This window comes from Exiguobacterium sp. RIT452 (assembly GCF_003598705.1).
In the GTDB taxonomy this organism is placed as follows: domain Bacteria; phylum Bacillota; class Bacilli; order Exiguobacteriales; family Exiguobacteriaceae; genus Exiguobacterium_A; species Exiguobacterium_A undae.
In genome coordinates, this window is sequence record NZ_QXJB01000001.1 from 692,565 (window position 1) to 714,098 (window position 21,534).

At 50.6% G+C, this 21,534-nt stretch carries 27 protein-coding genes; 13 read left to right on the forward strand and 14 right to left on the reverse strand.

Going from position 1 to position 21,534, the window contains the following annotated elements; genetic code table 11:
* The first annotated feature begins 3 nt into the window (after positions 1 to 3).
* The 3 genes from D3D03_RS03675 (at position 4) to D3D03_RS03685 (ending at position 2,236) form a co-directional block, all read left to right on the forward strand.
* A complete protein-coding gene (locus D3D03_RS03675; RefSeq protein ID WP_119922792.1) occupies positions 4 to 666 on the forward strand; it encodes a M15 family metallopeptidase in 663 nt (220 codons plus the stop codon).
* The gene (locus D3D03_RS03680; protein ID WP_119922793.1) at positions 663 to 929 is read left to right on the forward strand and encodes a phage holin; all 267 of its coding nucleotides are present in this window, start codon (positions 663 to 665) and stop codon (positions 927 to 929) included. Before D3D03_RS03675 ends, D3D03_RS03680 begins: the two co-directional genes overlap by 4 nt.
* A 164-nt stretch (positions 930 to 1,093) precedes the next feature.
* Positions 1,094 to 2,236 (forward strand): GGDEF domain-containing protein, encoded by a 1,143-nt coding sequence (locus tag D3D03_RS03685; protein ID WP_119922794.1) that lies wholly within the window; start codon positions 1,094 to 1,096, stop codon positions 2,234 to 2,236.
* Positions 2,237 to 2,310: 74 nt separating this feature from the next.
* On the opposite strand, the gene D3D03_RS03690 is transcribed toward D3D03_RS03685, so the two are convergent.
* The 3 genes from D3D03_RS03690 to D3D03_RS03700 all read right to left on the reverse strand — a co-directional run bounded on the left by D3D03_RS03690 (position 2,311) and on the right by D3D03_RS03700 (position 3,824).
* A complete protein-coding gene (locus D3D03_RS03690; RefSeq protein WP_119922795.1) occupies positions 2,311 to 2,508 on the reverse strand; it encodes a hypothetical protein in 198 nt (65 codons plus the stop codon).
* A gap of 137 nt (positions 2,509 to 2,645) precedes the next feature.
* Positions 2,646 to 2,942, reverse strand: a complete 297-nt coding sequence (locus tag D3D03_RS03695) for a hypothetical protein (RefSeq protein ID WP_119922796.1) — start codon at positions 2,940 to 2,942, stop codon at positions 2,646 to 2,648.
* A 198-nt stretch (positions 2,943 to 3,140) separates the two neighbouring features.
* The gene (locus tag D3D03_RS03700; protein WP_119922797.1) at positions 3,141 to 3,824 is read right to left on the reverse strand and encodes a hypothetical protein; all 684 of its coding nucleotides are present in this window, start codon (positions 3,822 to 3,824) and stop codon (positions 3,141 to 3,143) included.
* Between the two features lie 133 nt (positions 3,825 to 3,957).
* Between D3D03_RS03700 and D3D03_RS03705 the strand changes: the two genes are divergently transcribed.
* Positions 3,958 to 5,028: a threonine aldolase family protein gene (locus D3D03_RS03705; protein WP_119922798.1), complete on the forward strand. Its 1,071-nt coding sequence runs from the start codon at positions 3,958 to 3,960 to the stop codon at positions 5,026 to 5,028.
* On the opposite strand, the gene D3D03_RS03710 is transcribed toward D3D03_RS03705, so the two are convergent.
* Positions 5,025 to 5,417 carry a MerR family transcriptional regulator gene (locus tag D3D03_RS03710; protein WP_119922799.1) on the reverse strand — a complete coding sequence of 131 codons (393 nt, stop codon included), beginning with the start codon at positions 5,415 to 5,417 and terminating at the stop codon, positions 5,025 to 5,027. The two genes, D3D03_RS03705 and D3D03_RS03710, sit on opposite strands and share 4 nt — an antisense overlap.
* 83 nt (positions 5,418 to 5,500) lie before the next feature.
* On the opposite strand from D3D03_RS03710, the gene D3D03_RS03715 reads away from it, so the two are divergent.
* A complete protein-coding gene (locus D3D03_RS03715; RefSeq protein WP_028106406.1) occupies positions 5,501 to 6,256 on the forward strand; it encodes an SDR family NAD(P)-dependent oxidoreductase in 756 nt (251 codons plus the stop codon).
* Between the two features lie 85 nt (positions 6,257 to 6,341).
* Here D3D03_RS03715 and D3D03_RS03720 read toward each other — a convergent pair whose 3' ends face one another.
* Positions 6,342 to 6,638, reverse strand: a complete 297-nt coding sequence (locus D3D03_RS03720) for a hypothetical protein (protein ID WP_233550631.1) — start codon at positions 6,636 to 6,638, stop codon at positions 6,342 to 6,344.
* 234 nt (positions 6,639 to 6,872) lie between these two features.
* Here D3D03_RS03720 and D3D03_RS03725 point away from each other — a divergent pair, with 234 nt between their 5' ends.
* A complete protein-coding gene (locus D3D03_RS03725) occupies positions 6,873 to 8,081 on the forward strand; it encodes an MFS transporter (protein WP_119922801.1) in 1,209 nt (402 codons plus the stop codon).
* A gap of 310 nt (positions 8,082 to 8,391) precedes the next feature.
* On the opposite strand, the gene D3D03_RS03730 is transcribed toward D3D03_RS03725, so the two are convergent.
* Positions 8,392 to 9,534, reverse strand: coding sequence for a globin domain-containing protein (locus tag D3D03_RS03730; RefSeq protein WP_119922802.1), 1,143 nt, complete (start codon positions 9,532 to 9,534; stop codon positions 8,392 to 8,394).
* A gap of 176 nt (positions 9,535 to 9,710) precedes the next feature.
* A complete protein-coding gene (locus D3D03_RS03735; RefSeq protein ID WP_119922803.1) occupies positions 9,711 to 11,336 on the reverse strand; it encodes an ABC transporter substrate-binding protein in 1,626 nt (541 codons plus the stop codon).
* Positions 11,337 to 11,438: 102 nt separating this feature from the next.
* Between D3D03_RS03735 and D3D03_RS03740 the strand changes: the two genes are divergently transcribed.
* The gene (locus D3D03_RS03740) at positions 11,439 to 12,674 is read left to right on the forward strand and encodes an MDR family MFS transporter (RefSeq protein ID WP_119922804.1); all 1,236 of its coding nucleotides are present in this window, start codon (positions 11,439 to 11,441) and stop codon (positions 12,672 to 12,674) included.
* Positions 12,675 to 12,693: 19 nt separating this feature from the next.
* Entirely contained in the window at positions 12,694 to 13,251 is a 558-nt protein-coding gene (locus D3D03_RS03745; RefSeq protein ID WP_119922805.1) for a GNAT family N-acetyltransferase, read from the forward strand.
* A gap of 81 nt (positions 13,252 to 13,332) precedes the next feature.
* On the opposite strand, the gene D3D03_RS03750 is transcribed toward D3D03_RS03745, so the two are convergent.
* The 5 genes from D3D03_RS03750 to D3D03_RS03765 are packed head-to-tail and all read right to left on the reverse strand — an operon-like array spanning position 13,333 to position 15,752.
* Entirely contained in the window at positions 13,333 to 13,575 is a 243-nt protein-coding gene (locus D3D03_RS03750) for a hypothetical protein (protein WP_119922806.1), read from the reverse strand.
* 58 nt (positions 13,576 to 13,633) lie between these two features.
* A complete protein-coding gene (locus D3D03_RS16770; RefSeq protein WP_199699991.1) occupies positions 13,634 to 13,807 on the reverse strand; it encodes a hypothetical protein in 174 nt (57 codons plus the stop codon).
* A gap of 24 nt (positions 13,808 to 13,831) precedes the next feature.
* Positions 13,832 to 14,641 (reverse strand): SMI1/KNR4 family protein, encoded by an 810-nt coding sequence (locus D3D03_RS03755; protein WP_158583680.1) that lies wholly within the window; start codon positions 14,639 to 14,641, stop codon positions 13,832 to 13,834.
* A gap of 31 nt (positions 14,642 to 14,672) precedes the next feature.
* Entirely contained in the window at positions 14,673 to 15,428 is a 756-nt protein-coding gene (locus tag D3D03_RS03760) for an HAAS domain-containing protein (RefSeq protein WP_119922808.1), read from the reverse strand.
* The gene (locus tag D3D03_RS03765; RefSeq protein ID WP_119922809.1) at positions 15,429 to 15,752 is read right to left on the reverse strand and encodes a PadR family transcriptional regulator; all 324 of its coding nucleotides are present in this window, start codon (positions 15,750 to 15,752) and stop codon (positions 15,429 to 15,431) included. It abuts the gene before it with no gap.
* 163 nt (positions 15,753 to 15,915) lie between these two features.
* Between D3D03_RS03765 and D3D03_RS03770 the strand changes: the two genes are divergently transcribed.
* The 4 genes from D3D03_RS03770 to D3D03_RS03785 all read left to right on the forward strand — a co-directional run bounded on the left by D3D03_RS03770 (position 15,916) and on the right by D3D03_RS03785 (position 19,121).
* Positions 15,916 to 16,683 carry a CPBP family intramembrane glutamic endopeptidase gene (locus D3D03_RS03770; protein ID WP_119922810.1) on the forward strand — a complete coding sequence of 256 codons (768 nt, stop codon included), beginning with the start codon at positions 15,916 to 15,918 and terminating at the stop codon, positions 16,681 to 16,683.
* Between the two features lie 99 nt (positions 16,684 to 16,782).
* Positions 16,783 to 17,454 (forward strand): GntR family transcriptional regulator, encoded by a 672-nt coding sequence (locus D3D03_RS03775; protein ID WP_119922811.1) that lies wholly within the window; start codon positions 16,783 to 16,785, stop codon positions 17,452 to 17,454.
* On the forward strand, positions 17,439 to 18,356 hold the full coding sequence (locus tag D3D03_RS03780; protein WP_119922812.1) for a DMT family transporter: 918 nt from the start codon (positions 17,439 to 17,441) through the stop codon (positions 18,354 to 18,356). Before D3D03_RS03775 ends, D3D03_RS03780 begins: the two co-directional genes overlap by 16 nt.
* Positions 18,357 to 18,410: 54 nt before the next feature.
* Complete coding sequence (locus D3D03_RS03785) at positions 18,411 to 19,121, forward strand: DUF554 domain-containing protein (RefSeq protein ID WP_119922813.1); 711 nt, start codon at positions 18,411 to 18,413, stop codon at positions 19,119 to 19,121.
* 60 nt (positions 19,122 to 19,181) lie between these two features.
* On the opposite strand, the gene D3D03_RS03790 is transcribed toward D3D03_RS03785, so the two are convergent.
* A complete protein-coding gene (locus D3D03_RS03790; RefSeq protein ID WP_119923095.1) occupies positions 19,182 to 19,661 on the reverse strand; it encodes an NUDIX hydrolase in 480 nt (159 codons plus the stop codon).
* Positions 19,662 to 19,666: 5 nt separating this feature from the next.
* Positions 19,667 to 20,437 carry an arylamine N-acetyltransferase family protein gene (locus D3D03_RS03795; protein ID WP_119922814.1) on the reverse strand — a complete coding sequence of 257 codons (771 nt, stop codon included), beginning with the start codon at positions 20,435 to 20,437 and terminating at the stop codon, positions 19,667 to 19,669.
* A 170-nt stretch (positions 20,438 to 20,607) separates the two neighbouring features.
* Between D3D03_RS03795 and D3D03_RS03800 the strand changes: the two genes are divergently transcribed.
* Positions 20,608 to 21,534: an ABC transporter substrate-binding protein gene (locus D3D03_RS03800; protein ID WP_119922815.1), complete on the forward strand. Its 927-nt coding sequence runs from the start codon at positions 20,608 to 20,610 to the stop codon at positions 21,532 to 21,534.

Below are 21,534 nucleotides of genomic sequence, written 5' to 3' on the forward strand. Positions count from 1 at the left end.
CCTATGAACCCATCACTGAACTGGTTACTCGAACGGGCTGACCGGAAATTGACGAAAGAGATGGATCCGGACGTCAGCGCCATCACCCGGTCCGTCATCACGGAACTTGCGGCAGAGGGATTGCCGATTGGTGTCGCGCATGCCTTTCGGACGAAGCAGGAACAAGATGCTTTATTTGCGATCGGCCGGACGCGACCCGGCAAGATCGTCACCTATGCCCGGGGCGGTGCATCAAACCACAATTTTGGCGTCGCGGTGGATCTATTTTTCTATGCAGCGGGCGGAAAACGGGCGGACTTTCTCGCGCCGCCTGATCCGCGGTTGAACCGTCTCGTGCGGGCGATGAAGCGACATAAGATGCAGTGGGGCGGCGACTGGGGCAATTTTCCGGACTATCCGCACTTTCAACTGTATGACGCCGTCAATGGGCAGGCAAAGCCGATCCTTGGCCCTCGTTATCCCGGACGGCCTGTCCACGCGGGGGCGACAGGAATGGACCGGACGATCGTCCGGTTGATTCAGAAGCGACTGTCGCTTCCTTTGACCGGTCTGTTTGACGCGACGTTGACCCGGATCGTCAAACAATTTCAACGCCGACACCAGTTGCAGGTCGACGGTGTCATCGGTCCGGTGACCTGGCGGCAACTGTTTGGAGGACAACGATGAAGAGCCGCCGCACCGCTCTGCTTCGTCTGGTCGTTCCGCTCTACAGTCTCCTCAATTTGACGCTGCTTGCGTTTGGTTACGATCCGTTACCGTTCGAAACGACGGAAATCGAGACGGCACTGACGGCTTTGGTCGGAGCAATGACACTTGTCTATGCCTGGTGGAAAAACAATAATCTGACTCAGGCGGCGGCACGGGCGCAGCACTATTTAGTTCAATTAAAAGATCAAAAGAACGTGGAAAATCAGACGAGAACAAATTGAATGTGCAACGTCAACTGGAAAATTGTTTCAAATGTGCAGACAACGGGCAATATTTCGAGTAGAGCGCTAATGGTTTGATCCCAAGATACCGATAATAAGGTAGCGTCCCGTATCGTCCATCAGAAAAAAACGAGGCGACGGAAAAGAAAGAGGTCAGACTGAACTTGAAATTATCGACGTTGCAACTATACCTGCTTCTGGCACTGTTTTCCTTAATGTTTACGAGTGTCTGGAGTTACAATTCCTTCCTGAAAATCGAACAAGAAAATGAACGTATCCTGACGGAAGCGATCCCGATCTCAAACGCGGCAGCACGTCTGTTTCCACTGCTGTTGGATCAGGAACTGACGGTCCGGAGCTACCTGCTCGATCAAAATGACCAAACCTTCAAACAATTTAAAGATACGAATGCGGAACTCAAAGAAACGATTGCCACGTTAAAGATGCTCGATCAACGCCATCCGATCATGAAACAGCTTTTAGCAGAAGAAGCCATCCCGTTGATTCAACGGACGGACGGTTTTTACGAACAACAAATTCGTTGGATTCGCGATAATCAGGTGGAACGGGCGACATTAAAACGGTACAGCGGTATGGATTATGTCAATCAATTTCGTCCGATTAATACAAAAATCCGCCAGGACATCGACAACATCATCAAAGAGGCGACGGATCGTTCGAAAGCGGCGTCCGCATCGGCAAAATGGGTCATTGTGATCGTCGTCAGTGTCGCCGTCTTACTGTTATTTGCCTTCCTGCAGACCTTCCGATTGGAACGGAGCAAACAGGCGTTGATTCATCGTTCGTTGCATGATGCGCTGACCGGCATTCCAAATCGCCGGGCGTTTGACGAACATCTCGAAACATCGTTTACTTCCGCGAAAGAGGCGCAGACGGATGTCGCATTGATCTTGATTGATGTCGACGAATTCAAACGGTATAACGATACGTACGGTCACTTAAAAGGAGACTGGTGTCTGCAAAAAGTGGCCGGGACGTTAAAAAAACATGCCGGCGATTTTGGATTAGTCTCACGTTACGGTGGTGAAGAATTTGCCGTCATCCTAACGGAACAAGCCGACCAAGCGTCACATGTCGCGGAACGAATCCGCAGTGAAATCCTCCAATTGAACATTGAGCACGCCACCTATCAGCCGTTGTGCCGTGTCAGTGTCAGCATTGGTCTCGCAGTTGTCCAGCCGACCGAGCGGATGCAGGAAGGGGATTTGATTGTCCTCGCCGATCAAGCGTTATACCGGGCGAAGTCAAGCGGGCGGAATCAAATTTCGAGTCACGAAGCCAGTTGAAATACCCCAAATAAACATTCGAAAAGGCCGTTCCTGAATAAGGGACGGCCTTTTGTCGAGTGGACAAGACAGAATCAACGTTCTTGCTGTTCCATTCGCCGGCGGAGGATGGTGACGGAAACAGCGAAGCAGATAAAAGTTAGAAGTGAACCAAGAATGATCAGCTTCAGTGTGGTGGAGATTGGGGGGTCAAATAAAAACGCGACGGAAACAATCATGACGGCGCCTGTTATCCCCATCCCAAGGATCAAAAATGAAATCAGTTTATTCATTGAGTCACCTCATTTATGTAGTCATTTCAAATACTAAAAAAAAACTCCCTTTAAAAGCAAATCGTCGTGTTTTTCAGCATCTCTGCTTTTGAAGGGAGAAGCTCATGTGTTGAAGGGACAAGCGCTTTTTTAAGGAATCATTGCAAAATCACACAGTACGAATGGTCGGAAATCAACGGAGCAGATATGACGAATACAGTCTTGACAGGTGTACCGCCGACTTTGGCATCCAGTTGATTCAATTGGGAACGAATCTTTCGACTTAGGACATAACGGGTTTCCGTGCTCAGTTCATCCATTTCTTCATCATGTACATGTAACAGGAGCTGAAACGGTTCGAGTGAGAAAATAGAAAAGTCACAGTCGATTCGAGGGTCTTGGAATTTTTCGTTCAAACCATTCTTGATGAAGTACGCTTCTTGCGCTGTAATCATCTCGTTTCGCCTCGCTTTCTCACAAAAACACTTCAAAAAATTATAAGATGTTACTTAACCATATAGTCTATATTACCCAGTTTTTTTGAAAAATATCAGTCGTTTCTGAAAAACAGTCCGAATTCTGGATTTTTAGGAAATCCTTATCTGAAACGACACAAAACCGCCTTGTTCCAAAAAAAGCTTAATCCCACAAGCTTATTTCGAACAGGCGGTCTGAGAAGGGAAACGACGTAAAAAATCTTCGGTCGTTTGTTTAAAAAACGTCAGTTGATGGAGCGGGATTGATCCCCGTTCACTGTAGCGGACTTCGAGGTAATGCGGGCTGACGGGAGACGGAAATTCAATCCGGGCGAACCATTCTGTTATGGTCTCCTGTTCCCGTCGTTGCAACGCGACAGGCAGGCGGCGGTTAAATAACAACACGTGTTGCCGGATGTCTTCCGCCGGTAAATCATGATCCGGATAATGAATGACCTGAACCCGGCTGGTGGAAAAAGCAAGCGACGCAAAATGGCTTGGGCGAACAACTTTTATGTAATAGACAAGAAGGACACAGGACGAAAGCGCCAGCAGAATAAAGATGAACGGGTACGGCGGTGCAACGATCAACGAGTCAAACCCGGTCCGGAGAAGGGCGGGGTCAGGCTCAGTTGAGACGACGTCGACAATCGGATCGAGACGGATGGTGAGCGGATCAGACGGGAGCGGGATATCGGACATCGCATCACCGCACCGTGTCGTACAGGAACTGTCGGTCTTACTGTCGAACAGGGAGATAAAGGTGTTCATCAATCGTGGGACAAACGATTTGATCACTAACAGGACGAGTAGCGTCAAGGAAAGGAATAATCCGAGTTTCAGTCGGACGGAAGTCAGCATGGTGTCACCTCTTTAATAACATGAAATGCAAGCCGTAAATCAAGTCTGCCCTGAGTATAGCAAATCCCGCACGTCATCGTTCTTGTTTTTTCAAAAATTAGTCATTATTTCCTAAAAAAATGGAGGGTGTGAGATGAATAAACTACGTGAAACGTTTCAACAGACAACCGGACAAATCAGCGGACACGGTAAACGGAATGCCGGCGTCTTAAAAACGGCATTTTCAGACGTCTCGGACGAATTACCGAGTGATCAATATGGAACAGGATCGGTCATTCAGCCGTTTGAGCAAAAATTGGCGGCAACCCTCGGTAAGGAAGACGCGGTCTTTTTCCCGAGCGGGACGATGGCGCAACAAATCGCCTTACGGATCTGGTCGGACGAGACGAGCAACCGGACCGTCGCCTATCATCCGCTCTGTCATCTTGAGATTCATGAACAAAATGGATTAAAGGAACTCCATCCGATTGATACGCTTCTTGTCGGAGCGGCCGATCGTTTAATGACACTGGATGAGATCAAAGCTTTGCCGGAAATCGCCTGTCTGTTGCTCGAACTGCCGCAACGGGAAATCGGCGGCGTCGCGCCGTCATTTGCCGAGCTCGAAGCGATCAGCCGGCACTGCCGGGAACAGAACATCCGGTTGCATCTCGACGGAGCACGGTTGTTCGAGATGTTACCGTATTATGAAAAGACGGCAGCCGAAATCGCTGCCTTATTCGACAGCGTCTATATCTCGTTTTATAAGGGGATCGGGGGAATCGCCGGAGCAATTCTCGCGGGACCGGCAGCCTTTTGTCAGACGGCACGGATTTGGAAGCGGCGCTACGGCGGCGACTTGATCAGTCTGTATCCGTATATCGTCTCCGCCGATTACTATTATGAATTACGTAAAGACCGGATGGCGGATTATTATGCCGATGCGACACAACTGGCGGAACGATTGAATGCCGTGTCCGGCATTCATACGACGCCGGAAGTACCCGTCTCGAACATGTTCCATCTTCATTTTGCGGGAGAGGTGGATGAGGTGACGGAAAAGCTGACGAAGATTCAGGAGACGACCGGAATCGGTCTGAGCGGTTACGTCGTCGCAAAAGACGGGTATTGTTCAACAGAAATCAGTCTGGGCGACGCTTACCGCGAACTGGATCCTGACAGACTCAATGCGGTATTTCAGCAATTGGAGCACGCGTTTGCTTAAGGAAACCGGACCGGGTCCGTCGAGACGGATGGATGGAGTCGTCGATAGGCGGCGATTTTGTCGGTGATCATCTGCTCTGTCTGCTGCAGTTCTTGGAGTTGCGCCCGGACGGTCTGTTGATGGGCTTCGAGAAGCCGAAGCCGGTCGTTGGTCGTATCGTGTTCATCGGACGAGCTCAGAAACAAGTCGACATACTGACGGATCTGCTCGATCGGCATATGGGTCGCCCGCAGGCGTAAGACAAACCGGAGCCAAGTAAGTTGAGTCTCGTCATAGCGCCGGACACCGTTTGCCGTCCGGCTTGGGAACAGCAACCCTTCTTTTTCGTAATAGCGGATCGTATGGGCCGTCGTCTGTGTCAACCGGCTGATTTCAGAAATCGTATACATGTCGTATCACCTTTCTTGCTTGACTTAGAGTTCACTTTAACGTGTAAGGTTTCACTATACCAAACAGAAATGGGGAATTACAGATGAAATACACAGTCATTACAGGTGCCAGCTCAGGAATCGGATATGAAACAGCGAAAGTGCTCGCGCAAAAAGGAAAATCACTTGTGCTCGTCGCCCGCCGGACGGATGAACTCGAAAAATTACGCGATGAAGTCAAAGCACTCGCACCGGACAGTGATGTCATCTTGCGGTCCGTCGATTTAACGGAATCAGCCAATGTCCATGACTTGTATGAGTCTTTAAAAGACCTCGACATCGAGACATGGATCAACAATGCCGGATTCGGTGATTTTGACAACGTCAAGGACGTGTCGGTCTCAAAAATCGAGAAGATGCTCCGCCTGAACATCGAAGCGTTGACGGTCTTGACGAGCCGGTACGTGCATGATTACCACAATGTCGACGGAACGACCGTTTTAAACGTATCGTCCGGCGGCGGCTACCGGATCGTCCCGAACGCCGTTACGTATTGCGCGACGAAATTTTATGTCAGTGCCTACACGGAAGGACTGGCGCAGGAACTGAAAAATTCCGGGGCAAAATTGCGGGCAAAAGTGTTGGCACCTGCCGCAACGGAAACCGAATTCGCCGACCGGTCGCGGGGCGAAGCCGGATTCGATTACAGCAAACATGTCGCGAAGTATCATACAGCGGCGGAGATGGCCGGATTCCTTGACCAGTTGCTCGACAGTGACGCGATTGTCGGCATCGTCAACGCGGAAGATTATTCGTTTGAATTGCGCGGACCACTCTTTACCTATGTGGGTGCGAACTGATCCAACCAAAAAACCCCAGCCTCCACATGATGTGGGGCTGGGGTTTTGTCGTCTGTCCGATTCAATCCGATGGGTGGAGGGTTTGTCAGATCAGCGGCAGAGCAAACGTCGACAGCAGACTGACGACTAAAAACAGCGCGTAGCTGAAAAATGTAGTTTTGGCGCTACCATCGGTCCGGTTTCCAAGAATGGAAAAAAGACTGATCGCGCCGACCGTAAGGACGGATAATAATAGCGATTGATGGGAATCAGTAGCCGGCACCAACGACTGTGCCAAATGGGCGAGTCCAAGCGGCAAGACGATCAATAAAAAGTAATAGCCGAGCCGGGCTTCCGATGGATGGTCCGTCGACTCGTGATGGGAAACTGTTCGTGTATGCATTCTCATGGCTCTTCACTTCCTTCTGTTTTCAGTATAGAGGAGTTCGGTGTCCTTCTTCGTTACAGTCCGATGAGAAGTCGATAACAGTTGCGTCTGGAATATGACGAAGAGATGTCGTTGAAATCCAATTTTGTAAAGAACGGAAATCCATCTGGTTGTGTTATGTAAAAAAGTGTAAAATGGGAGCAGGTAAAAAATGACTGAACAGCTGATGGATGTAGAGGAGGGGACTGGATGCCACGCCTGTTTCGTTATTTTTATGGATCCGATTTGATTGCCGTCGTCGGCGCGAGCATTTCGTATATTGCGATTTACTGGACTTGTGCCCAGTTGTTATCGCCTTCCGCCTTGTCCTTGTTGATCGGTGCGGTCTTTTTGATTCGGTTCGTCAGTTCCAGTTTGGTCGGACCGTGGATTGACCGGGTAGAGCCGGTCCGCTTGCTGAAAGGAACCGTCCTGGTTCGCTTTTTATTGCTCGGAGCCGTCTGGTTCATCTTGACGCAAACCGAGGCGACGCTCTTGCCATTGCTCGGATTACTTGCCGTTCAGACGTTTTTACAAGTCATCGGCGGCAATACGGCATTTAAGGTCGTGACACGGATTGTCGAGGCGGAACAGTTACCGGTCGCCAACGCGTACTTAAGTACACTGGACCGGATGGGAACGCTCGCCGGATTGCTCGCGGGTGGTCTGTTGATTGCCGAGTTTTCCATTGAGATGATATTAGGAATGGAAGCGATCCTGCATGTCGTTGCCTGGTTGCTGTTATTTCCGTTACCGTCAACAGCGGCGGATGAAAACAAGACCACAGCGAAGACGACGTATTGGAGCGACTTGCAACAAGGATTTTCTTATTTACGCCAAGATGCCCGGTTGATGCGGTTACTTCTGTTCGGCTTCGTCGCCAACTGGATGATCACGCCGTTGAATGCCTTGCTCGCTCCTTTTGCGAAAGACATTTTAAAGGGGGGAGCGAATACGTTTTCGCTGCTCGAACTGGCCCTCGTCATCGGCGGCATCGTCATGTCACTGCTGTACGCCCGCTTCGCGGACCGGCTCGACTTGACACAGATGTTCCAGCTGTCGACCGTCCTGCAAGGTGTTTTTATGTTGGCAATCGGACTGACGACGACGTTACCGCTGGCCTTCAGCGGGATGCTGTTACTCGGCATGGCTCTGAGTCTGTTCGGGATTCCGTTCTCGACGTTATTACAACAGACGACACCGGACGGCTTGCTCGGACGGATCCGTTCGGCGATGGTCGCCGCGTCGACGCTTTGCTCGGCGATCTGCTTCGGATTATCCGCGTACTTGACGACGTTGTTTGCAATCGATACGGTCTTCGTGTTATTTTCCGGGACCGGCTTACTGGTTGCGTTCTGGTTGATTCGTTTACAGCGTACCGCACCAGCCGTGGAGGCGCGACGGGACGAAGTTGGATGAGAAATCCGCCTTCAGGCGGAGGGCAGGTTGGAACAGGAGGGCTATACTAATAAAAACGCTTACAGAGGAGACGGTGTGAGATGGACGGATTGACGATGCTTGCTTTGATGTTTTTAATTCCGATTGGTGGAATGACAATCATGTTAAACGTGTTATGGAGACGGATTTCGCCGGAACTAGAAAAGTAATCATTTACATAGGACGGCTTCGAAGAGGAGCAATCTATGATTAAAAACAAAAAGTGACCGAGCCTGCACTCAAGAAACGTGCAGGCTCGGTCGCTTTTTTTATGGAGATGGAAACGTGTCCGTCAAGAAACAACGGTCGAAAGGCTTGGTCCAAATACTTCGAAGTGCAGGTTATCCGGATGACCGCTAAAGTGTTGACGGACGAACTGGATCATCGCTTCCGGACCGCAGACAAACGTTTCGGCCGTGTGGTCAATCGCTGTCAGATCGTCGCGGGTTAACCGTCCGGTCCGGGTCCCGGGGAGAGCGTTGTGTTCGGCGTAACGGACGATCGTCGCCCCTTGTTCTTCGAGCCGTGCCAACCGTTCCGCAAACGGTCGGTCACGATCATCTTGGACCGCGACGTAGAGAGTCGTTTGACGTCCTGTCACGAGAGCAGCTTCTGCCATCGCCAGCAGTGGCGTTACACCAATTCCGCCGGCAAGTCCGACGAACGGCGTTGTGTCGTCCGGTAAGGTGAATGAACCGGCCGGGGCACTGAGCAAAACACGGTCGCCGACGGACAGTTCATGTAGTTGCTTCGAGACCGATCCGTCCTGTTTGACGGCAATCGCATACGATTTTTCGTCAGCACGTTTAGTCAGGCTGTACTGACGGTTTTGCCAGAGACCGTCCGGTGCTTGGAGACGGAGCGTGACGTATTGACCGGCACGGTAGGGAGGTAAAGTCCGTCCATCTGCCGGTCGTAACGTAAACGACTTGATGTCGCTGGACTCGGTCGTGACCGTTTCCAGGACAAACGGTTGATAGCCTTCAAAGGCAATTGCCTGTTCATCCTGCGCGTACAATTCGACTTCGAGTGAAATGAACAGATTGGCGATTTCACCGTATCCAATTGTCCAGGCCTCGATGATATCGGGCGTTGCGGCGTCACCGAGGACGTCTTGAATCGCCCCGATCAATTCCGTACCGACGATGTCATACATAAACGGCTTGATCTGCAGGCTGCGGTGTTTATGCAGGACCGGTAATAAGACCGGTTTCAATTCGTCGAGCCGATCGATGTGTGCGGCGGCTGCATAGACGGCCGTCGCCAAAGCTTGTGACTGCCGGTCATTTTTTTGATTGGACTGATTGAAGATTTGTTTCATTTCTGGGTGATTTTCAAACAATCGTTGGTAGAAGACACGGGTGATTGTCTGGCCGTGTTCAGCAAGAACAGGGACGGTGGATTTGATGATCGTGATCGTGGATGACGTTAACATATCGACACTTCCTTTTCAGTAGGGTGTAAGTTCAAACGGTTCGTGTTCAGTATCATCCTGACATGCTTTAAATGCAATAAATAAAATACTAGATTAAAAGTGTTCGTGACGATTGTCACAAACGCGCCATCAATTCGTCAAAAAGCCGACAAAAAACCTCCGACGGCAGTCGAAGGTCAAGATGAGATCCACAGTTTGGAAAAGTCAAAGTAGCCAAACGAGTCGATCGTGATATTTTGCAATTCGATCGGGAACGGGATGATCCGTGTATCATCGTAGAGCGGAATGAAATAAGACGAGTCGATCAAGTATCGTTCCACCGTCTGATGGAGCGTCAGCCAGTCCTCAAACGGCGTTTCGTCGTATTGCGTTATCCATGCCTCGAGTTCCGGCATCCGGCCAAACATCTTCATGGGCGGTGAAAAATCATTCGTCAGGAATTGATGGAAAGCAACCGGCAAGTTCCGTTCGAACACCTCGGCGTGGATCGCGAGATCGATCGTGTCAAAAGCGTGAAAGTCGGTAATGCTCTCCTTAAAACCGACCGGGACCAGCTCATACGGTATGCCGTGAACTTCGAGTGTTTCGCATAACCAACGGGTTACTTTGTCCGTGAAGTCGGTCAGTTTGATCCGGAGCGGTTGGTCAAACGAGACGGGCGGACCGGTCGGTGGCGGATAAACGGAACTGTACTGTTCAAGAAATCCCCGGTCGTTCGGAAAACCCCGCTCGCTGACAGACTGAATTCCCGGTCGGATCGAGGCGATCAAGCGGTGTATGTAGTGACGGGCTTCCGGTTGTTCGAACGGTCCGCCGGGACGCGGGTTCAAAAAAACGAGACCGAAGCCGGACTGGGTTGCAATCGTATCCGTTTCACCGGAGTCCGACCGCGATGTCCGGTAAACCGGATCGTAGGCGTCCGGCATCTGAACGAACTCGATCCGGTCGAGCAGGGCCCGGATGCCGAAATAGTTCGGGAACGCCGACAAAATCGTTTTTTTATTGTTATTTTGCGTCAATTGGAAGGCACCCGTCCCGATGTTGTCCTTGCTGATGCTCGTATGAATCGTCGCCAGTTTCGGTAACAGGGAATGCCGGCGCTGATCGAGCGTCACATCGACTTGATACGGTCCGTTCGATTGAATCCGTAACACATGCCGGTACGACCGGGCGTACGCCGGATAGGCGATAAGTTTGCGCAGGCTTTTCGTGACGTCTTTGCTCGTCAACAGCGAACCGTCGTGAAACCGGACGTCTTTGCGTAAATAGAGCGATAACGTGGACCCGTTCCAGGCATAATGATGTGCCAGTTCGCCCTGGAGTTTACCGTCCGCGTCGATGGCAAACAACCGGCTGAAGACATTTTGGACGAGGTGGGCACTGTGAATGTCGGCGGCTTCGAGCGGATCCGTCGTCAAAAAGGGTCGATTCCGCGGAATCAGCAGGGCATCCGACGATTCCTGCGTATAGCCGAACTTGCGCTCGAGCTGCCGCATGAATCGACCGGTTTGAGCGGGGGACCAGTCCCAGCTGAGTTCTTCCGTCACGGCGTCGACCGACTCCCGTTCGATCCGCTCGAGCATCTGTTTCGCGTATTCCCGTTCGACGTGACGCAACCAGACGAGTGCCGTCAGATGTCCGCGGCCCCGACCGCTCGTATAGTGCAACCATCCTTCTTCCTGCCAACGGTTCAAATACCGTTTTGTTTGTTTGGGACTTAAATGGATCGTGTCGGCCAATTCGGCAATCGAGTACGATCCTTCCCGGCAGGATTTCCATAAGGTGAACAGATAAGCGTCCATCTCATTCCTCCATTCTAAAAGGGGACATCTTTTCTTGACGATGTCCATTTTTTAGTCGCTGTGTCTTGTTTATCATACAGGTAGAGAATGGAAGGTGACAATATGAAATGGAAAGAAATGACTCAACCAATTAAAGTAAGACTTGTAACGTCGTTTTTTAACCGGACGATTTCGTTCGCCATCATGCCGTTCATGGCCCTGTTATTTGTTCAGGCGTACAACAAAGTATTTGCCGGCGTCTTTTTGATCGGGACAGTGATTATCAGCTTCCTGATCGGTTTGATTGGCGGCTACCTCGCCGATCGGTTTCCCCGGAAACGCCTGCTCGTCTTGTCGACGACGGCGACCGGATTGATGTTTTTGGTGATGACGATCATTCTCGCCAGTGATCAGATGCTGCTCTTTACGATCGCCTACGCCATTTTCACCGTGACGAGCAACATCGGTCGACCGGCGATGAGTGCGATTATCATTGACGCGACGACACCGGAAAACCGGCGGGCCGTCTATGCGATCGATTACTGGTTGATCAATCTGTCGATTGCCCTCGGGACGGCGCTAGGCGGTTGGCTCTACGTCAGCAACCGGCTGTTTTTGTTCAGCCTGTTGACGTGTACCTCCCTGCTGTTACCGATTGCCTATCATTTTTTGCTCGACGAATCGAAACACGTCTGGCAGAAACAACCGCTTCGACACGTGTTCCGCGATCTCGGGAAAAGTTATCAGATTGCCTGGCGTGACCGGCCGTTCGTTAAAGTCGTCTTTGGTTCGATGTGTATTCTCGCCGCTGAGTTTTCGATGGGCAGTTACGTTGCCGTCCGTTTAGCGGACGAATTTGATACGGTCACGATTGGCGATCTGACCGTCAATGGTGTCCGGATGCTCAGTTTGATCAATATCGAAAATACGATTCTCGTCGTCTGTCTGACGTTTTTCATCCAGCGTTTTTCGAACCGTTTCTCGAACAAACAAGCGCTTATCGGCGGACTTGTTTTGTACATCATCGGTTACGCCACGGTGACGAGTGCCAATTCCCTGACGCTGCTCTTGACATTCATCTTCATTGCGACGATCGGGGAGTTGCTTTATTCACCGACACTGAACGCGGAAAAAGCCAACATGATGCCGGCCGATCAACGCGGCGCCTATTCGGCCTTTGCCGGCACGTCACACGCCGGTGCCGATTTATTGTCCCGGTCAACGCTCATCCTCGGAGCGGTGCTCGCTCCGTTCATGATGAGTGTCTACATCGGACTGATCGTGTGTCTCGGACTCGGTCTGGTCTACCTCGGCTTGTTCCGGAACGAAAAAATCGCTGAAAAACAGCAGGCTTCATAAAAGGGAAGGGGATAAAAACATGGACATCATTGAAACGGAGCGGCACCGGTTACGGCGCTGGCAGGAAAGTGACGCTGCCAGTCTGTATGCTTATGCGAAAGATCCGCGTGTCGGACCAAACGCCGGCTGGGCACCGCATGCGTCGCTCACTGAAAGTCAGGACGTCATTACGATTTTTCAAGAGGCGAACGACGGCTATGCGATCGTCGACAAGGCGACGGGACAAATCATCGGCAGTTTCGGTTTTCATGACCGTCGTCCGGTCGAGGCACTGGCCGACTTGAAGCAGGTCGAGTTCGGATTTGTTCTTCACCCGGACTACTGGGGGCAGGGACGGATGCCGGAAATCGTCCGGACCGCCCTCGCAGTGGCATTTGAGACGATGAAAGTCGATCTTGTCTGGTGTGCGCATTTTGACTTTAATGCCCCGTCACGCCGGGTCATCGAAAAACTGGGATTTGAACATGTGTTGGACCGACCGTTCGTCATGGAACGGATTGACGGGCGGACCGTGACGAGCCGGCTGTACCGCTGGACACGGGAACGGTATGAAGCACAGTCGAACGACATCCGGTAAAACAGTACAAGACGTCCTTCTCGAAAGAGGGACGTCTTGTTTTTTTTTTGGAAAATTGTTTGAAAGGAAGCAGGCGTCCCGTCACCGTCTTTTACGGACTCTGTCTCTAAAGAACAACAGGCTTACGGACAGACTGATGATTGTAGCAAGGACACTTTTGATCAGAGCGTGACGCGTCAGACCGTCGATCACGATTCCGGTGAATTTTTGAGTAAAAGTTGCCTCGGGGACCCAGTCGATGACAGACCCGATGCCTAAGAATGCAGGAACGCTCAGCAAAAGATAGACGCTGATGAAGCCGAGGAGAAACGTTTTAATCTTCATACTGAAGTACCTCAATTTCTGTCGTGTTGTGAAGACAATTCTTCACATCAGGCGGCTGTCATGACTGGACAAGCGCAATGATTAAAATAATCGTAGAGATTGATCCGGCGGTCAATAAGGTCAGCATTTTGGGACGGTTAAAATCTTGAGATGATTTAGATACTTCTTTTGACAGGCTGATCCAAATGGTCAGAGAAGCGATAATGATCAAAAACAAAAAGGTTTCAGACATGATGTAGACCTCCCGGAATGAATATTAATCTTCAGCGCGTAACCAGTTGATGTAAACATTTAAATCGGAATCAACTCCTTTTGATTCCAGGAGTCTTGCCAACTGTTCATTGGAAATGTAAACGTCCGCCCCTGTATTCAACACCAAATTCGTCAAACTTTGGGCGAAGAAGTCAAGGAGGTCCGGATCCGTCGTCGTATTAATCCGTTTCATCATTTCGTGGACTAACCGTTCTTGTTCCAAACCAATCGTCATCCAACTACCGAATGCATATAAGACGGTATCGATATTCTCACTTTGAATAGAAAGATCAATTTCTTCCATCGACGGATAACTAGCATAAAACGCCTCTAAATCAATTGGTTCTAAGTCTGGTTCTTGGATCATCCACCGGGACAGAAAATCTGGAAAGGTTGGAGCCACTTCGCGGGTGGATTCATCGGAAGTGTCAAGGTACCACACGGACGGATTGTTATCCTGTTGATCAAAGTTTAAGTAGTAAATATAGGTTCCTTCACCATCGCCGATCGTGACATGTTTACCTGTGATGCCCCATTCCGGCAAAACAAGTTTAGTCGACTCGACGAACGAGTCGTAGCTGAGACCTTCGAGGTAACGAATGGGTAAGTAACTGGCTTCTCCAGGTTCCGACCATGTATTTTCAAAATCTACCGAAACAGCGTTATACAAGAGACAACCCCCGTTTTGCTTTCTTAATACGCTGAGAAAACTTTCAGGAAATGTGATCTGCAGTTCGTGTTCGATTTGTTGGATGTCCCGTTCTGACAAAGGCGCGAGAATGCCATAATCGTCTTCTTGATCCCAAATATTCAATGTGCCATCTCCGATCTGTGTAGTAAACGATTCAAGTCTGATTCGTTTTTTTGGATGTTGTTTCGTAAAAAAACAGTCCGGTCATCAAAACAGTAGCACAAACATAGCCGACACCGACAGCGGATAAAGCGGACCAATCGAGCTGATAACGCAGGAAAAATTGCGGCAACAGATAAGCCAGCAGCCCAAGCGGCAAGACCCAGGTCTTCGCCCGGTATGCACTGTATCCGATGAGGAGGAAGGCGCTGAGACCAACGATCGAACTGGTCAACCAGGAAAAGTGAATCGTCGGTGACGTGATCTGCGGATCAGTTAAAAACAGTCCCATCAGCAACAAGAAAATCACGCCCGTGGACAGACCAAACAACAGGATTGGGCGTTTCGAAGAGTTGTGCGTCGCGTTGTAACGCAAACATCGACTCAAAACAATCAGCAAAGAACTGATCAAGACGGTGAAGCCGACTAAAAAGTACAGACTGTAGGACAGCGGTCCGTCGAGCAAGTCTTGAAACAACAGAAAACTGAAGACGCCTGCGAGAATTTGAAGCAGCAGCCAAACCGATTCGCGGTAATCGGTCGTCATCTCTGAGGCAATCGATTGAATATAGGCGGCCGGACTGTCACCGGTGATGGCCGCGACCGACTTACCGTCCACCTCGGCTTCCTGTAAATGATCCTCGAGTTCGGTGACGATGTCTTGCGTCGCCTGTTCGTTTTTTCCGGAGGCGAGCAAGTAGAGTGTTAAATCTTCTAGAAACCGTCTTGATTCGTCGGATAACGTCTGCATTCAGGAGTCCTCCTTTAAAATATGCTGGACGCTCGCCGCCAGTTGTTGCCAGCGCGTCGTGAACGCCGCCAGTTCCTCATGTCCGGTGCGGGTGATGGCATAATACTTTCGTTTTGGTCCGCTCGGTGAGACCCGTTGCGTCGCTTCAATCCAATCCAGTTTTTGCATCCGCATCAACAACGGATAGATCGTCCCTTCACTGACGTCGGCAAAACCATGGGCGGCGAGTTTCGTTGCCAGTTCATAACCGTATACTTCCTCTTCGGCAATCAAGGCGAGGAGACAACCGTCAAGAATGCCTTTTAACATTTGGGTGGATGACATCGCGATTCCCCGTTTCACTATCATGTAATACAAGGTAATTGTATCTCATACTATCATGCATTGCAAGGTAATGGGGGAAGTCAGGATTATGTTTGACGGGAACGAGGTAAATAAAAGGTAAAAGGAGCGGAAAACCAGTCACTCATGTAAGGAGGAGACAAAGGTGGAAAAACGGACGATCATCATCTCGGCAGCCGTCGTCTTTTTGATCATGGCGCTTGTCATGGCCGTCTCGGCATTTGGGTTCGGCATCTACTACGGGGATCCGGAATTGTTGCGGATTGCGATTTTTGGTGAAATCTTGACCGCCGTCTTTTTAGTCTGGTTCATCCGTCGCAACAGTTCGTTTGCAGCCGTCGGTTTCTCCCCGTTAAAAATCCGGGGACTCGTCTGGTACATTCCGATTTTGTTAATCGTGCTGTATCAAGTCGTGCTTGTCGTCAATGCGTTGGTTGCTTCCTATGATGACCTGTCCGCAGCAACGATTCAGCTCGTCGCCATCATCTTCGTGACGACCTTGTTCGTCGGCTTTAACGAAGAAGTGTTATTCCGCGGCATCATCTTACGCCATCTCCATCCGGAGCAACACCCGTACCGGGCGATTGTCATCAGTGCCGCCTTGTTCTCGTCGTTTCATCTCTTGAATTTGATTGCCTTCATACCGATAAGCGCGATGATTTTTCAACTCGGCAATACGTTTTTGTTCGGATTATTTTTTGCCTTGATTGCACTGAAACTCAACAATCTGTGGCCGTTGATCTTTTTCCACGCCTTATGGGATTTTTCAAGTATCGCCGCGGATGTTCTGAACGTGAATCTCGCAATCCCGAATCTCGTGACGCAAGTGTTTGTTGCCTTGGCGATTCTGATTCAGCTGTTGCTGCTCAAGCGACATGATCTCAGTCATTTGAAACGACCGCTTGCGACATAAGAAACAGAGCACGCCTTTAGAAAGCAACCGATTTTGGTTGCTTCATTTTTTTGGAAAAAAGACTGTACAGTTAGAATTGATATGTAATATATTAGTTATATGAAAAATCAACCGATTCCACGACTCTCGTTAAGTGAAGAAGTGTACCAACGACTGCAACAGCAAATCATCACCTTAACACTCGCACCGGGGCAAAAGCTGAACGATCAGGAGCTGGCCGAAGCATTTGGGGTCAGTCGGACACCCGTCCGCGAAGCGTTAAAGAAATTAGAAGAGGAGGGACTCGTCGTCGCGAAACGCGGGTCACGGACAAACGTCACCCGGTTGGACGCAACGCAAGCCCGGCAGACGTTTCCGATCGTCGCGACACTGCATGCATTAGCGGCACGTCTTGCATTGCCGTTGCTCAAAGCAGCAGATATCGAACAGTTAAGAGACATCCATCAGGCGTTTCAGGAAGCGATCATGCAAGACGATGCCGAAGCTGCACTGCGGCTGGACGATGCCTTTCATGGGCTGTTCCTTGCCCGGAGCGAAAACGGTCAACTGATCGAGACGTTGAACCGGCTGACACCGCTGATCCGCCGGTTGGAGTATGCCCAGTTTTCTAGGCACGGGCACGACTCGATGGCTGATCACGAAGCGATTTTGGCGGCTTGTGAGAAGCGGGACGCGGAAGCACTCGTCCGGACGACGGAACAAAATTGGAACGGTCTCGGACGACATCTGGTCGCGGCCTTAGAGGAGGAGACGTCATGCGACCAATCGTGATTGGCATCCTGTCAGCCCTGTTTTTCGCTGTCACCTTCATCTTGAATCAATCGATGCAAGGGAGCGGGGGGCATTGGATCTACAGCGCCGCCTTACGGTTTTACTTGATGGTGCCATTTTTGATTGTGATTGTCGGCTACCGGCGCCGCCTTGGTCGTGTCTGGTCGGCGCTCCGGGCAGCACCCCGGTTTTGGCTGACGTACGGCACGATCGGCTTCGGTATTTTTTACAGCGGGATTTGTTTCGCCGCGGACTACGCACCGGGCTGGTTGATTGCCGGCACCTGGCAAGTGACGATTCTGGCCGGACCGTTGCTTGCACCACTGTTCAAGCAAACGATTCCCTGGGCGTCGCTCCGCTATTCGCTGTTGATTGTTGCCGGTGTCCTGCTGATGCAACTGTCGGTTGCGGGTGAGGTGTCGGTGACGACGCTGGTTCTTGGGATCGTGCCGGTGATTCTGGCTGCGGTTGCCTATCCGCTCGGCAACCGGAAGATGATGGAGCGGTACGGCGATGAACTTGGTGTATTTGACCGGATTCTCGGGATGACACTTGCCAGTCTGCCGTTCTGGTTTGTCTTGTCGGGTTTGGCTTACCTGCAGGTGGGTCTGCCATCGGCGTCACAAGTCGGACAGTCGGGACTGGTCGCGCTGTTCTCCGGCGTGATTGCGACATCGCTGTTTTTTTATGCGACGACACTTGTCCGGACCGAACCGATCCGGTTGGCGGCAGTCGAAGCGACACAATCGTTTGAGATCTTATTCACGATTCTCGGTGAGATGGTCTTTTTACATGCCGTCTTTCCGACCGGACTGGCATTGGTCGGGATGCTCCTCGTCATGCTCGGGATGACCATCCATAGTCTGAAGCAGGCAGAGCAAAAGCCAGTTCCAGAACATTAATTATTTCAATTACCATATTATTTTAAAATTTTTAACAAGGAGAGAAGGAGCAGTATGGTCTTAACCGGAACACTCGTCAATACAGGATTAATCATTGTCGGAACATTACTTGGCTTGTTGTTCCATAAAATTCCCGAACGGATGAAAGAAACCGTCGTTCAAGCGATTGGTCTCGCCGTCGTCGTACTGGGTGTCCAGATGGGGCTGAAAAGCGAAAACTTTTTAATCGTCATCGGCAGTCTCGTCTTAGGCGGAGCAATCGGTGAATGGTTACGGATTGACGAAAAACTCAATCGAGTCGGTGAATGGCTTGAACTTAAAATCGGACGGGGGCGACCGTCGAACATCGCCGAAGGATTTGTCACGGCGACATTGATTTTCGTCATCGGAGCGATGGGCGTGCTCGGAGCACTGGACGGCGGCTTGCGCCAAGATCATGATGTTCTCTATACCAAAGGACTGATTGACGGCTTCACGGCACTGGTCCTCAGTTCGACGCTCGGAATTGGCGTCATATTCTCCGCCATTCCGGTACTTGTGTATCAAGGGGCGATTGCCCTCGGTGCCGTCGCCATCACCCAATTCGTTCCGGATGCCATCCTGCAACAGTTCATCGTCGAGATGACAGCGACTGGTGGGGTGATGATTTTAGCAATCGGCTTAAATCTCGCCGGCATCACGAAAATCCGGGTCGCAAATCTCCTGCCTGGTATCGTGATGGTCGCTTTGATCGTGACCGGCTTGGAATCGTTTGGTTTGAACTAAAAAAAGACGTCCAATCGCTTTGTTGACATGTGTTGTCAGGAAGCGGTTGGACGTCTTTTTTTAATTGATAACCTGTTCGAGCGGCGAAATCTGATGATCCAGCAGCTGATGACCGGCGTAATCAAGCGTATGCAGCATCGGTGACGGTTCTGTCAAAACGTGCGGCAAATACGCTTTGAGATTGCTGATGACGCCGGTATTTTCCGGATCAAGAATCCAGTCGAGCTGTTTCCAGTCGAGAATGCCTTCACGGGTCGCGAGCGGCGTCGTGAGCATCTGTTCATCCGGCATGTCGGCGAGGAACAGGTAGATTCCGACCGTCTCATCCGCCTGTAAGAGGATCGTCCCGGCGAACCGGATATCGGTCAAACGGATACCGGTCTCTTCATAAGTTTCCCGGATGACCGACTCCGCCGGCGATTCACCGGATTCGATTTTTCCGCCGACCCCGTTCCACATGCCCATCGCCGGCTGTTTTTGACGGTTCAGCAACAAGACGTGATCAGCCTTGCGAATCAAACAAAGCGTGTATCGGTACAAGGTCATCACTCCTTCAAAAAAAATTCGTGTTTCCAGGTAACGTACTGGTCGTCCGAGGTGACCGGTTGGATGGTCTTTTGGCCATCGGTCCAAATCGTCAACGCTTGTTGCGTCAGGATGCGGTGACCGGAGGATGTCCGGATCGCAAGCAGACTACGTTTGTTGAACGGGGACGCCGGGTGGTCTTGAATGACTTGTTCAATAGACGACAGTTGTTCCGGTAACATCGTCTGTTGCGTGTAGAAGTGGTAACCGATGACAAATTCGTCGTCCTGACCGGTCCGCAACATCTCGAGTTGATAGCCGGCACCATTCGGCGCAATCCGGAAACTACCGCTTGGTGAAGTGACCGTTTCACCGCTTAACGGAATCGGACGTAATGCGAGATTAACGCCAAAGCCGGTGTCGACAACATACGTGTCCCCTTGATGTCGAAGCAGGACAGCGACGTGTGTCGGACCGGTCGCGGACCAGCTGTCATTTTCCTGATCGAAGACGGTCGCTTTGACGAGCGCGACATCAAATCCTTTGATCCGTAAGATTTCATAGAGCAGATGATTTAAGTCGTAACAGACGCCTCCAGTCCGATCCGTCACGAATGTCTGCACGAGACGATCCGGATTAAACGGAGTAGTCCGTTTCGTCAACACCGCTTGGTTATCAAACGGAAGATGGTAAGCAAATGCTTCAAGTAACGCGGGTAAATCGTCAAACGAGATGATATGTCCAAGCGGATACTTGATCCGGGCGGCAATCTCTTTTATGAGTGATGACAACGGAAACTCCTCCTTTGTTTCGTCTTTTCATTATCGCACAATCCGTCCAAAAAATGACATATGTTATCTGGAAATAAGAATTGGTCTTTTGTTTCGAATAAATCTTTGTTATGCTGAAACAGGATTAATTAAGAATGATTCTCATTCCGAACTTAAAGGGAGGCATTACCATGTCACGTACACGCACATCATGGGCATTAGCCGTCTTGATGATCAGTTGTCTGATGCTTGCGGCATGCGCCGGACAAGCAAAAGAAGAGACGAAACAGACGCATAAAGTCACGCACGAAGCGGGGACAACAAACGTTCCGGACAATCCGAAACGCGTCGTCGCCCTGGAATTCTCATTCGTCGACGCACTTGACGAACTGGGGATCGAACCGGTCGGCATCGCGCAAGAAAACAAAGACGATGTGTCGGGGCTGCTCGGCAAGAAGATTTCCTTTACGGAAGTCGGAACACGCCAGCAACCGAATCTCGAAGTCATCAGTTCTCTGAAACCGGACTTGATCATCGGTGATTTCAACCGGCATAAAGGAATCTACAAACAGTTGCAGCAAATCGCACCGACAATCATTTTAAAGAGCCGGAACGCGACCTATCAGGAAAACATCGCGTCGTTTAAGAGCATCGCGGAAGCGGTCGGTCAGACTGACAAGATGGATCAACGTCTCCAGTTACACGAGGAGCGTCTCGCAGCAGCCAAACAAAAAGTCGATCCGAACGATCAACGCCAGATCATGGTCGGTGTCTTCCGATCGGATTCGTTGACGGCACACGGTGAAACATCGTTTGACGGCGAATTGCTCGAAAAAATGGGGATCGATAATGCCATCACGAAAACAGCTGAACCAACCGTGACGATCACACTGGAACAGATCGTCAAATGGGATCCGGATGTCATCTTCATGGCAGAAGCCGATCCGAAGCTGCTCGACGAATGGAAAAAGAATCCGCTGTGGAATCAGATCACAGCCGTCAAAAAAGGGGAAGTCTACGAAGTCAATCGGGACCTATGGACCCGTTACCGTGGACTCGACGCCGCGGAACAAATCGTCGATGAAGCGATTCAACTGCTGAATCAAAAAAACAAGTAA